Source organism: Pluralibacter sp. (assembly GCF_019237635.1).
Classification (GTDB): Bacteria; Pseudomonadota; Gammaproteobacteria; order Enterobacterales; family Enterobacteriaceae; genus Enterobacter_B.
Genome location: NZ_JAFAGS010000075.1, coordinates 24018 through 34699, shown reverse-complemented (window position 1 = coordinate 34699; position 10682 = coordinate 24018). Strand labels below are relative to the sequence as shown.

Genomic DNA, 10682 nt, shown 5'->3' with positions numbered 1-10682 from the left:
GGCTGCCGTGGATCTACAAAGGGCTGACGCTGCTCTTGATCGGCTGCCCGTGCGCGCTGGTCATTTCGACACCAGCGGCCATTACCTCCGGGCTTGCCGCCGCCGCGCGTCGCGGCGCGCTGATTAAAGGCGGCGCAGCGCTGGAGCAACTGGGTCGCGTACGTCAGGTGGCGTTCGATAAAACCGGCACGCTGACCGTCGGGAAACCGCAGGTGACCGCAATCATCGGCACAGACGCGATGAATAACAATGACCTGCTGGTACTCGCCGCGGCGGTGGAGCAGGGGTCGTCGCATCCGTTGGCGCAGGCCATCGTGCAGGAGGCGCAGTCTCGTCAGCTAACCATCCCGGCGGCTACCGCTCAGCGCGCGCTGGCGGGCTCAGGGATTGAGGCCGAGGTGAACGGACAACTGGTGCTTATCTGCGCTGCGGGCAAATTCCCGGCACCGGAATGGGACGCGCAGATTCAGCAACTGGAGAACGCCGGACAAACGGTGGTTATCGTCGCGCAAAATGACACCCTGTTGGGGATCCTCGCTCTGCGCGATACGCTGCGTCCCGACGCCCGCGAAGCAGTAGATGCGCTGCATCAGATTGGGGTACAGGGCGTGATCCTGACCGGGGATAACCCGCGCGCCGCGGCGGCAATCGCCGCAGAGCTGGGGCTTGATTTCCGCGCCGGTCTGCTGCCTGCGGGTAAAGTCACGGAAGTGGACGCCTTAAACAGCCGGGCGCCGCTGGCGATGGTGGGCGACGGTATCAACGACGCCCCGGCCATGAAGGCCGCGACCATCGGCATCGCCATGGGCGGCGGTACCGATGTGGCGCTGGAAACGGCCGATGCGGCGCTCACGAGCAATCGCCTGACAGGACTGGCGCAGATGATCCGCCTGGCGCGCGCCACACGCGCCAATATCCGGCAAAACATCACGATTTCGCTGGGATTGAAGGCGGTATTTCTGGTGACGACGCTGCTCGGCATTACCGGGCTGTGGCTGGCGGTGCTGGCCGACACCGGGGCAACCGTGCTGGTGACTGCCAACGCCCTGCGGCTGCTGCGCAGGAAGTAAAACGAGACGACACGCGCCAACAGGAAGGGCGCGTGTCGTCGGTCAGTGCCCTTTACGAATCAAATAGCGGTACGGCAGTGATTCTGACTGCTGCGCCACCAGTTCATGTTCCATAAACCGGCAAAAACCAGGGATATCGCGGGTGGTTGCCGGATCGTCGGCAATAATCAACAGCGTTTCGCCGACCTGCATATTACGCACGGTTTTACGCACCATCATGACCGGCTCCGGGCAGCGAAGACCCCGGGCATCAAGCGTATGGTCGGGGCTGGAGAACAGATCGCTCATTATTATCTCGCGTCGAAAAAAAACGCCCCTAGTTTACGCGGCCAGGTCATGGACGCAAGCAGGTTAACGATTGCGTGAAAATTAGCCATTGCATTACCCGCCCAAAGCAGTATTATGCGGCGGTTTTTATTGGGTTCCCTCACCCCAACCACCAAAAAGGTCACAATATGACGACGTTTTCTGTATTACAGCGCAAACACGCGCTGGTCTGGCTATCGCTATTTCATCTGCTGGTGATTACCTCCAGCAACTATCTGGTGCAACTCCCGATCTCCATTTTTGGTTTTCATACCACCTGGGGCGCGTTCAGTTTTCCGTTTATCTTCCTCGCCACCGACCTGACCGTGCGCATTTTCGGCGCCGCGCTGGCGCGCAAAATCATCTTTGCGGTGATGATCCCTGCCCTGCTGATTTCGTATGGGGTTTCTTCGCTGTTTTATATGGGTGAATGGCAGGGCTTTGCCGCGTTGGGCAGCTTCAACCTGTTCGTTGCGCGTATTGCGGCGGCAAGCTTCATGGCCTATGCCCTGGGGCAGATCCTGGACGTCCATGTATTTAACCGCCTGCGTCAGAGCCGCCACTGGTGGCTGGCGCCGACCGCCTCCACGCTGTTCGGCAACATCAGCGATACACTGGCCTTTTTCTTCATCGCCTTCTGGCGCAGTCCGGATCCGTTCATGGCAGCGCACTGGGTAGAAATTGCGCTGGTCGATTACGGCTTTAAGGTGCTTATCAGCATGGTGTTCTTCCTGCCGATGTATGGCGTACTGCTCAATATGCTGTTGAAAAAGCTGGCAGACAAATCTGAAATCTCGGCATTTCAGCCAGGTTAAGGGTTCGCTTCGCGGGTTGTGATAAGATAGGCGAATGTGCCGTTAATGGCCGTTTATCGAAAGGAAGATGTCAATGCGCAATTTGGTTAAATATGTCGGTATTGGCCTGCTGGCGATGGGGCTTGCAGCCTGTGACAACAGCGACAGCAAAACACCTGCTCAGGGCGCGTCAGCTGAGAGCAAAGCGGCCAGCCAACCGGTCAGCCTGCTGGATGGAAAACTCAGCTTCTCCCTGCCTGCGGACATGACCGATCAGAGCGGCAAGCTGGGCACGCAGGCCAATAATATGCACGTTTATTCCGACGCGACCGGTCAGAAAGCGGTCATTGTGATCGTCGGCGATAATACCAACGAAGATCTGGCCGCCATGGCGAAACGCCTGGAGGACCAGCAGCGCAGCCGCGACCCGCAGCTGCAGGTTGTCACGAATAAATCCATTGAGCTGAAAGGCCACACTCTGCAGCAGCTGGACAGCATTATTTCGGCAAAAGGCCAGACGGCCTATTCTTCCGTTGTGCTGGGTAAAGTCGACGATAAACTGCTGACCCTGCAGGTCACGCTGCCCGCCGATAACCAGCAGCAGGCGCAATCCGCCGCTGAGAGCATTATCAATACTATTGTCATCAACTAATTTCATTCGTTGACGCGGAGGCCCTCGTTTTCTAAAAGCGAGGGCTTCTTTATTTTATTCGCAAATAAAGATTCAGGCATATGTGTTTCTTTACCCCCGGCCTTATTCACTTAACGGAAATTCCCCTCTCACTATTTCTCGTCTTATATTTTTGGCTTGCCGGGATATTCGCATTCCTTTATCATTTCGCAACAAGCACATTAAACCCATTGATAATAATAAATTTATCTTAAGTGCTCATCCATGGTTTATCCGGATAAATAACCTGCAGATGATGCATCCGTATTCGCCAATGTTTCGGGTAATTGTTTCATTCAATTGAGATGGAGTTTTTGATGAAAAAAATGATTAAGTGGGTAGCCGCAGCGGCAATCGTAGGACTTCTGGCAGGCTGTGCGCGCACGGCGCCCGTCACGCAGGTAAAGAGCACCGTCAGCGCAGGCCACACGGAAGCGCAGGTACGCGCCGCCATTCTTAAGGCTGGACTGAGCCGCCAATGGGTCATGTCCGATGCAGGTCCCGGCATCATTAAGGGTCGCCTGCAGGCACGCGACCACGTCGCGGAGATCAGCATCCCGTATTCCGCGACCCGCTATTCAATCAACTATGTCAGCAGTCTGAACCTGATGGCGTCAGGCGGTCAGATCCATAAAAGCTACAACCGTTGGGTACAGAATCTCAACCAGAATATCCAGTTAAACCTCTCCGCAGGCGCACAGCTGTAATATCGCAACGGGTCGCCAGGCGGCCCGCTTTATCTCCTGCGTTAGCACGGAATGAAACAGGTCTCTCCCCTCATGTACGAAAAGGACACTCTCAGCGCGCTGGAGGCGATTACCGAAGCGCAGCGCATCGCCTTTGCGCCAATGCTTTTCCAGACGGCCCGCTGCCTGCGCGACTCTGGCATATTACGCTGTCTCGACGATTGCGGAAAATCAGGGGCGACGCTTGCGGATATAACGGAATACAGCACCCTTAGCGAATATGCCGTCAGCGTTTTGTTGGATATGGGTCTGAGCGGACGAATTGTAACCCATCATCAGGGACGTTATTATCTGGCAAAGATTGGCCATTTTTTACTTCACGATAATATGACCCGGGTAAATATGGATTTCACCCATGATGTTTGTTATCAGGGGCTTTTCTCTCTGCACCAATCGCTTCATGGCGAGAAGCCGGAAGGATTAAAAGTTTTTGGCGACTGGCCCACCATTTACCCTGCGCTATCGGAATTGCCTGCGGCGGCGCAAAAAAGCTGGTTCGCTTTTGACCATTACTATTCTGATGCCGCATTTGACGCCGCCTTGCCATATATATTCGCCAGCCAGCCGACAACATTGTACGATGTAGGCGGTAATACCGGAAAATGGGCAATGCGCTGTTGTCGATATGACGAAAACGTTGCCGTCTCGATTCTGGATTTACCGCAACAAATTACGCTGGCACAGGCAACTATCGCAAATGCAGGATTATCTCATCGTATTAGCTATCATTCTGTAGATATGCTTAGCGATGCGTCCCTGCCTGCCGATGCCGACATCTGGTGGATGAGCCAGTTTCTCGACTGCTTTTCGCCAGAACAGATTATCGCCATGCTCGCACGCGTTGCGGGCGTTATGAAGCCCGACGCTCGTCTGTGCATCATGGAACTCTTCTGGGATGCACAGAAATTCGAAGCCGCGTCGTTTAGCCTGAATGCGTCATCGCTTTATTTTACCTGCATGGCAAACGGGAATAGCCGTTTCTACAGCGCAGAAAAATTTTACCACTATCTGGAAACGGCCGGATTTTGGGTGGAAGCACGCCACGATAACCTTGGCGTTGGGCATACCCTATTAATATGCCGGACAAAAAAAGAGTAAAAGCAACAACGACGACAGACGCACACTGATGAAATTTGCACTACACCTCACCGACTGGCAGGCCATGGCCCCCGGGCTTAGCGACCCGGACCAGTGGCGCGCCTGGGCGCAACAGCATGCGCCCATTGACCCGGCAGCGCCGCAGGCAAAGCTCACCGCGCTGCCGATGATGACGGCCCGCCGCCTGAGCTCCGGCAGCAAGCTGGCGGTAGAGTGCGGCCTGTCGATGGTGCGCAAACATGCCATTGACGCGGTGCTCTATACCAGCCGCCACGGCGAACTGGAGCGCAACTACCGGATTCTGGCAGCGCTGGCGACCCATCAGGCCGTCTCCCCGACCGATTTTGCGCTTTCCGTGCATAACTCCGCCGTCGGCAACCTGACGATTGTGGCGCAAAAACCGCTGGTGTCATCGTCGCTTTCCGCTGGCAGGGATACCTTCCAGCAGGGGTTGCTGGAGGTGCTAAGCCTGTTGCATGCGGGACACCAGCGCGTGCTGATGGTCGACTTTGATGGCGCACTGCCCGCGTTTTACCACTCTGCGCTGCCGCCCACGATGCCGACCTGGCCCTGGGCGGTCGCCCTGGTCTTTGAAGCCGGAAACACCCTGACCTGCGCCGCATCGCCCGGCGGCGATGACGCCGAACCCGCGCTGCCGCAAAGCCTGCAGTTTTTACAGCACTACCTGAACAACGCGCCGCAGTTCACCCTTCGCGGTGAAACAACGCAATGGCGCTGGAGCCGATAATGCGCCGCCCTTTCGCCACATTGAACCGCCTCTGGCGGGCGCTGATGACCGGAGCGTGCTTTACGCTCTTCGGTATCGGCGGTCTGCTGCTGTCGTTAATCTGGTTTAATATTCTCTTGCTCGTCGTACGCGACGCGCAGCGCCGCCGCCGTCTGGCTCGCCGCAGCATCGCCGCCAGCTTTCGCTTTTTCCTCTGGGTGGTAAAAAGCGTCGGCGTGCTGGACTACGAAATTCGCGGCGTCGAGGCGTTACGCCAGGACAGCGGCTGCCTGGTGGTGGCCAACCACCCGTCGCTGATTGACTATGTGATGCTGGCGTCCGTCATGCCGGAGACAGACTGTCTGGTGAAAAGCGCGCTGCTGAGCAACCCGTTCGTCAGCGGCGTTATCCGCAGCGCGGACTATCTGGTTAACAGCCAGGGCGACACGCTGCTGCCCGCCAGCCGCCAGCGCCTGGCCCGCGGCGATACGATCCTCATTTTCCCGGAGGGCACCCGTACGCGTCCGGGCGAAGAGATGAAGCTACAGCGCGGCGCGGCCAATATCGCCATCCGTTGCGGTTGCGATGTCCGCGTGGTCACCATCCGCTGCACTGAACGCATGCTGGATAAACACAGCAAATGGTATGATGCCCCGCCCACCAAACCGCATTTTGTGGTGGAAGTGCGTGAGCGGATCGCCACCCGCGATTTTTACGACGCAGCACAACAAGAACCGACGGTAGCCGCACGGCAGCTAAACCGACAACTGCTGCGTCAGTTACACTATTTTGCCAGGAGTTAATGATGCAATCGCTCTATCTGGAAATTAAAAACCTCATCATCAGTACCCTAAACCTTGATGAACTGTCAGCGGACGATATCGACACCGATGCCCCTTTGTTTGGCGACGGCTTAGGACTGGACTCCATCGACGCGCTCGAACTGGGCCTGGCGGTGAAAAACCAGTACGGTGTGGTGCTCTCCGCCGAAAGCGAAGAGGTGCGCCAGCACTTCTACTCCGTTGCCACTCTGGCGTCTTATATCCACGCACAGCGTGCCTGAAAACGAGTTCGTTATGACAAAACAACACACCCTCTACGTCGAGGTCTCAACGCTGCTTAGCGACCTGTTTGAAATCGATCCCCAGGACATTACACCGGAATCCCGCCTGAATGAGGACCTGGATCTCGACAGTATCGACGCCGTTGACATGATCGTGCATCTGCAGAAAAGAACCGGTAAGAAAATCAAGCCCGAGGAGTTTAAGTCGGTGCGTACCGTGCAGGACGTGGTGGATGCGGTAGACCGTATGTTACCGGACGCCTGACGCGTCATGACCGGGAAGCACGCACAGCAGGCGCTTCGGCTGCTGGCGGTAGTGACGATTATCGCCTGGCCGTTCGCTGTCAGCATCGGTCTGGCGCACAACAGCCTGAACTGGCTTTTACCGCTTTTTGCACTGGTGTTTTTGCTGCGCTTCTGGCAAACGCGGCGCGAAGCCGGGCCGCTGCGTTATCTTACGCTGACGACCGCGCTACTGGGCGCGGCTCTGTGCGCTGCAAGCTGGATACTCAAAAGCCACCAGTGGCTGCTTTACTACCCGGTTGTTATTAATTTTGCGCTGCTGACGGTGTTTGGCAGTTCACTGTGGACATCCATGCCGCTCGTCGAGCGCATCGCCCGTCTGCGTGAACCTGATTTACCGCCCGCCGCCATACGCTACACCCGTAACGTTACCCGCGTCTGGTGCCTGTTTTTTATCGCCAACGGTTCGATTGCGCTGCTGACCGCAGCGTATGGCGATATGCGACTCTGGTCGGCGTGGAACGGCGCTATCTCCTACGTGATGATCGGCCTGCTGATGGCCGGCGAGTGGTGGGTGCGCCAACGGGTCAGAAAACGGGAACACTTATGAGCAGGACGCTTCCGCTCTCACAATGGTTAAGTACAGACAGGCCTGACGATACGCTGATCGCCTGGCAAGGCGCGCAGCAGTGGACGCTGGGAGACCTGCGCGGCGATGTCGCTCACCTGCAGGCCCGGTTACAGGCTCAACCCGGCACGCGCTGGGCGCTGTGCGTGGAAAACAGCTATCTGTTCCTTGTCGCCCTGCTGGCGCTGCTGCACAGCGGGAAAACGCCGGTCATCCCGGGCCATCAGCGTCCGGCATGGCTTGAAGAGCAGCGCGACCATCTCGACGGCGCAGTCAACGAGACGCCTGTCGACTTCAGCAAAACGGTGGTCACCGTGGGATACGGCGAGCATGCCGCGCATCCTCTGCCGCCGGTAGCTCCGGATGCGACCATTGAGCTCTACACCTCCGGCTCGACGGGTATACCGCAGAGGGTGGTCAAACCGGTCTCCCTGCTGGACGCCGAGGCCGCACTGGTGGCCGGACGTTTTGCCGCCCGGCTCGACGGCTGCCGCGTGGTCTCCTCCGTCACACCGCAGCACCTCTACGGTCTGACGTTTCGCCTGTTTATGCCGATGGCGCTGGGCCTGCCGCTGCATGCCGCCATGCTGCAATTTCCGGAGCAGCTGGCGGCGCTCGACCACGACCATACCTACGCCTTTATCAGCAGCCCGGCGTTTCTCAAGCGGCTTGACCCTACTCTCACGCCCCCGCCGCTGGCATTTTTGCTCTCAGCGGGCGGCACGTTTGCCTGGCCTGACGTTAAACAGGTCGCGGCCTGGTGCAACGTCTGGGCCGATGAAATCTACGGCAGCACCGAGACGGGCATCATCGCCTGGCGCCAGCGCACCGACAACAGCACCGCCTGGCAGCTGTTTCCTGACGTTATCCTGCGGGCGGAAGGTGACGGCTGGCGCGTGCTGTCGCCGCTGATTGCCGATAGCGACGGTCTGCCGCTCGACGACAGGCTGGAGTTTGTCAGCGACGGCTTTCGCATTGCCGGACGCCGCGATCGGGTGGTGAAAATTGAAGAAAAGCGCGTTTCGCTCAGCGACGTTGAACAACGCCTGCGCGCCCTGGAGGGCGTCCGCGACGTGGCGGTCGTGGCGCTGCTTCACCGCAGCCGCCAGACCACCGGGGCGGTGCTGGTGCTCGATGAAACGACCCGGGCGCAGTGGCGGCAGCATCCCGGCGAAACCGAACGGCAGTGGCGCCAGGCGCTGCGCCGCTGGCTGGAGCCGGTAGCGATACCGCGCTGCTGGCGCATCGTCGAGGCGATTCCGGTCAACAGCATGAACAAACGCGTGTACGACAAGCTACAGGAGTTATTCAATGATGCCCCATGAAGTCGCCCGGCGACAGGTTCAGCCTCATACGATAGAGATTGATCTCTGGCTCGATCCGGCGATGTTCTGGTTTCGCGGGCATTTTGCCGTCCAGCCGCTGCTGCCGGGCGTCGCCCAGGTGGAGTGGGCCATCCGCTACGGCATTGAACTGCTCGCCCCCGGCTATCGCTTTCACAGCATCCCAAACGTGAAATTCCAGGCCCCGCAGCTGCCGGAGAGCACGGTGACGCTGACGCTGACGTGGCAGCCCGAAAACACGACCCTCAGCTTCCGCTACCAGCGTCACGACGGCGACGCGCGCCACGCCGCCAGCAGCGGGAAAATCCGCTTATGCCAGTGACCTTCTCCGCATGCGTGCTCATTCCCTGCTATAACCACGGCGCCATGATGGCGCAGGTGCTGGCGCGACTGCAGGGCGTCGACCTGCCCTGCATCATCGTCGATGATGGCAGCGATGACGCCACGCGCCAGACGCTGGAGCAGCTTGCCGCCACGCATCACGGCATTACGCTGGTGCGCCTGGCGCAAAACGCCGGCAAGGGCGCGGCGGTGGTTCGCGGTCTGCATGAGGCCCAACGCGCCGGGTTTAGCCATGCGGTGCAGGTGGATGCCGACGGCCAGCACGCCATTGAAGATATTCCGCGCCTGCTTGCGCTGGCGCAAACCCATCCCGACGCGCTGATTTCCGGCCAGCCGATTTACGATGATTCCATTCCCCGCTCACGCCTGTACGGCCGCTGGGTTACGCACGTCTGGGTATGGATAGAAACGCTGTCGCTACAGCTCAAAGACAGCATGTGCGGTTTTCGCGTCTACCCGGTGGCGCCGACCCTGCAGCTTGCCGGACGCGTGGCGCTCGGCAACCGGATGGACTTCGACACAGAGGTCATGGTGCGCCTCTACTGGCAGGGCAACGCCAGTTACTTCGTGCCTACGCGGGTCACCTACCCCGCAGACGGTCTTTCCCATTTTGACGCGCTGAAGGACAACCTGCGTATCTCCTGGATGCACACCCGGCTGTTCCTCGGCATGCTGCCGCGCATTCCGTCGCTGCTGGCCCGCCGACGCCACGCGCACTGGGCGCGCCAGCAGGAGCTGAAAGGGCTATGGGGGATGCGGCTGATGCTGTGGGTATGGCGCGTGTTGGGTCGTAAGGCGTTCTCCTGCCTGCTGTGGCCGGTGACCGCCGTCTACTGGCTCACCGCAGCCGCCCAGCGCCAGGCCTCACAGCAGTGGCTTACCCGCGTGCGCCGCACGCTCGCCGCACGCGGCCAGACTCCGCCTGCGCGGTTAAACAGCTTCCACCATTTCCTGCGCTTCGGCCACGCCATGCTCGACAAAATCGCCAGCTGGCGCGGCGAGCTCAAACCGGGCCGCGACGTGATCTTTGCCGATGGCACCGAAGCCGCGCTGGAGATGGACTCGCCCGAGGGCAAACTGATCCTCGCCTCGCATCTGGGCGATATCGAAGCCTGCCGCGCGCTTAGTACGAAACCCATCACCGCGCTGGTGTTCAGCGATAATGCCCAGCGTTTTAAGCAGGTCATGCAGGAAGCCGCGCCGCAGTCGGCCATGAACCTGATCCCGGTAACCGATATCGGGCCGGATACCGCCATGCTGCTCAAAGAACGGCTCGACCGGGGAGAGTGGGTCGCCATCGTCGGCGATCGCATCGCCGTGAACCCGCAGCGCGGCGGCGACTGGCGCGTGGTGTGGAGCGACTTTATGGGCCAACCGGCGCCGTTTGCGCAGGGACCGTTTATTCTGGCCTCCGTGCTGCGCTGCCCGGTGGTGCTTATCTTTGCGCTCAAGCAGCAGGGCAAGCTGCGGGTCTACGGCGAACGCTTCGCCGCCCCGCTGGCGCTGCCCCGCGACGCACGCCAGGCAGCATTGCAACAGGCCGTTGACCGCTACGCGCAGCGCCTTGAGCACTACGCGCTGATATCGCCGCTTGACTGGTTTAACTTTTTTGATTTCTGGCGGCTGCCGGATCCCACGAATAAGGAGTAAAA

Annotated in this window: 13 protein-coding genes and 1 pseudogene; 13 read left to right on the top strand and 1 reads right to left on the bottom strand. The window is 59.2% G+C overall.

Annotated features, from left to right (window positions below):
* Nucleotides 1-1070 (top strand): heavy metal translocating P-type ATPase (locus tag JO226_RS09155; protein WP_293547654.1); only part of this gene is annotated, 1070 nt, incomplete at its 5' end.
* A 42-nt stretch (nt 1071-1112) separates the two neighbouring features.
* Here JO226_RS09155 and tusA read toward each other — a convergent pair.
* On the bottom strand, nt 1113-1358 hold the full coding sequence (gene tusA / locus JO226_RS09150; protein WP_293547652.1) for a sulfurtransferase TusA: 246 nt from the start codon (nt 1356-1358) through the stop codon (nt 1113-1115).
* A gap of 167 nt (nt 1359-1525) precedes the next feature.
* Here tusA and JO226_RS09145 point away from each other — a divergent pair, with 167 nt between their 5' ends.
* The 12 genes and pseudogenes from JO226_RS09145 to JO226_RS09090 all read left to right on the top strand — a co-directional run bounded on the left by JO226_RS09145 (nt 1526) and on the right by JO226_RS09090 (nt 10680).
* The gene (locus JO226_RS09145) at nt 1526-2191 is read left to right on the top strand and encodes a 7-cyano-7-deazaguanine/7-aminomethyl-7-deazaguanine transporter (protein ID WP_293547649.1); all 666 of its coding nucleotides are present in this window, start codon (nt 1526-1528) and stop codon (nt 2189-2191) included.
* Nucleotides 2192-2264: 73 nt separating this feature from the next.
* Nucleotides 2265-2822 carry a DcrB family lipoprotein gene (locus tag JO226_RS09140; protein WP_293547646.1) on the top strand — a complete coding sequence of 186 codons (558 nt, stop codon included), beginning with the start codon at nt 2265-2267 and terminating at the stop codon, nt 2820-2822.
* 335 nt (nt 2823-3157) lie between these two features.
* Nucleotides 3158-3547: a hypothetical protein gene (locus JO226_RS09135; RefSeq protein WP_293547643.1), complete on the top strand. Its 390-nt coding sequence runs from the start codon at nt 3158-3160 to the stop codon at nt 3545-3547.
* 72 nt (nt 3548-3619) lie between these two features.
* Nucleotides 3620-4684, top strand: a complete 1065-nt coding sequence (locus JO226_RS09130; RefSeq protein ID WP_293547640.1) for a methyltransferase — start codon at nt 3620-3622, stop codon at nt 4682-4684.
* 28 nt (nt 4685-4712) lie between these two features.
* Nucleotides 4713-5432 (top strand): beta-ketoacyl synthase chain length factor, encoded by a 720-nt coding sequence (locus JO226_RS09125; protein ID WP_293547637.1) that lies wholly within the window; start codon nt 4713-4715, stop codon nt 5430-5432.
* Nucleotides 5414-6242, top strand: a pseudogene (locus JO226_RS09120) (lysophospholipid acyltransferase family protein). The gene JO226_RS09125 and the pseudogene JO226_RS09120 overlap by 19 nt, the downstream one beginning before the upstream one ends.
* The gene (locus JO226_RS09115; RefSeq protein WP_293547660.1) at nt 6217-6474 is read left to right on the top strand and encodes a phosphopantetheine-binding protein; all 258 of its coding nucleotides are present in this window, start codon (nt 6217-6219) and stop codon (nt 6472-6474) included. The pseudogene JO226_RS09120 and the gene JO226_RS09115 overlap by 26 nt, the downstream one beginning before the upstream one ends.
* 13 nt (nt 6475-6487) lie before the next feature.
* Complete coding sequence (locus tag JO226_RS09110; protein ID WP_293547634.1) at nt 6488-6739, top strand: acyl carrier protein; 252 nt, start codon at nt 6488-6490, stop codon at nt 6737-6739.
* Nucleotides 6740-6745: 6 nt separating this feature from the next.
* A complete protein-coding gene (locus JO226_RS09105; protein ID WP_293547631.1) occupies nt 6746-7327 on the top strand; it encodes a hypothetical protein in 582 nt (193 codons plus the stop codon).
* Entirely contained in the window at nt 7324-8670 is a 1347-nt protein-coding gene (locus JO226_RS09100; RefSeq protein ID WP_293547628.1) for an AMP-dependent synthetase, read from the top strand. The genes JO226_RS09105 and JO226_RS09100 overlap by 4 nt, the downstream gene beginning before the upstream one ends.
* Nucleotides 8657-9010: a hydroxymyristoyl-ACP dehydratase gene (locus JO226_RS09095; protein WP_293547625.1), complete on the top strand. Its 354-nt coding sequence runs from the start codon at nt 8657-8659 to the stop codon at nt 9008-9010. The genes JO226_RS09100 and JO226_RS09095 overlap by 14 nt, the downstream gene beginning before the upstream one ends.
* Nucleotides 9001-10680 carry a glycosyltransferase gene (locus JO226_RS09090; protein WP_293547623.1) on the top strand — a complete coding sequence of 560 codons (1680 nt, stop codon included), beginning with the start codon at nt 9001-9003 and terminating at the stop codon, nt 10678-10680. Before JO226_RS09095 ends, JO226_RS09090 begins: the two co-directional genes overlap by 10 nt.
* Nucleotides 10681-10682: the final 2 nt, after the last annotated feature.

Bases quoted from the DNA above. Each gene is read 5' to 3' on its own strand.
- JO226_RS09145 (WP_293547649.1), top strand. From the start codon at position 1,526: ATGACGACGTTTTCTGTATTACAGCGCAAACACGCGCTGGTCTGGCTA.
- JO226_RS09125 (WP_293547637.1), top strand. From the start codon at position 4,713: ATGAAATTTGCACTACACCTCACCGACTGGCAGGCCATGGCCCCCGGG.
- JO226_RS09090 (WP_293547623.1), top strand. From the start codon at position 9,001: ATGCCAGTGACCTTCTCCGCATGCGTGCTCATTCCCTGCTATAACCAC.
- tusA (WP_293547652.1), bottom strand. From the start codon at position 1,358: ATGAGCGATCTGTTCTCCAGCCCCGACCATACGCTTGATGCCCGGGGT.
- JO226_RS09105 (WP_293547631.1), top strand. From the start codon at position 6,746: ATGACCGGGAAGCACGCACAGCAGGCGCTTCGGCTGCTGGCGGTAGTG.
- JO226_RS09140 (WP_293547646.1), top strand. From the start codon at position 2,265: ATGCGCAATTTGGTTAAATATGTCGGTATTGGCCTGCTGGCGATGGGG.
- JO226_RS09100 (WP_293547628.1), top strand. From the start codon at position 7,324: ATGAGCAGGACGCTTCCGCTCTCACAATGGTTAAGTACAGACAGGCCT.
- JO226_RS09110 (WP_293547634.1), top strand. From the start codon at position 6,488: ATGACAAAACAACACACCCTCTACGTCGAGGTCTCAACGCTGCTTAGC.
- JO226_RS09135 (WP_293547643.1), top strand. From the start codon at position 3,158: ATGAAAAAAATGATTAAGTGGGTAGCCGCAGCGGCAATCGTAGGACTT.
- JO226_RS09115 (WP_293547660.1), top strand. From the start codon at position 6,217: ATGCAATCGCTCTATCTGGAAATTAAAAACCTCATCATCAGTACCCTA.
- JO226_RS09095 (WP_293547625.1), top strand. From the start codon at position 8,657: ATGATGCCCCATGAAGTCGCCCGGCGACAGGTTCAGCCTCATACGATA.
- JO226_RS09130 (WP_293547640.1), top strand. From the start codon at position 3,620: ATGTACGAAAAGGACACTCTCAGCGCGCTGGAGGCGATTACCGAAGCG.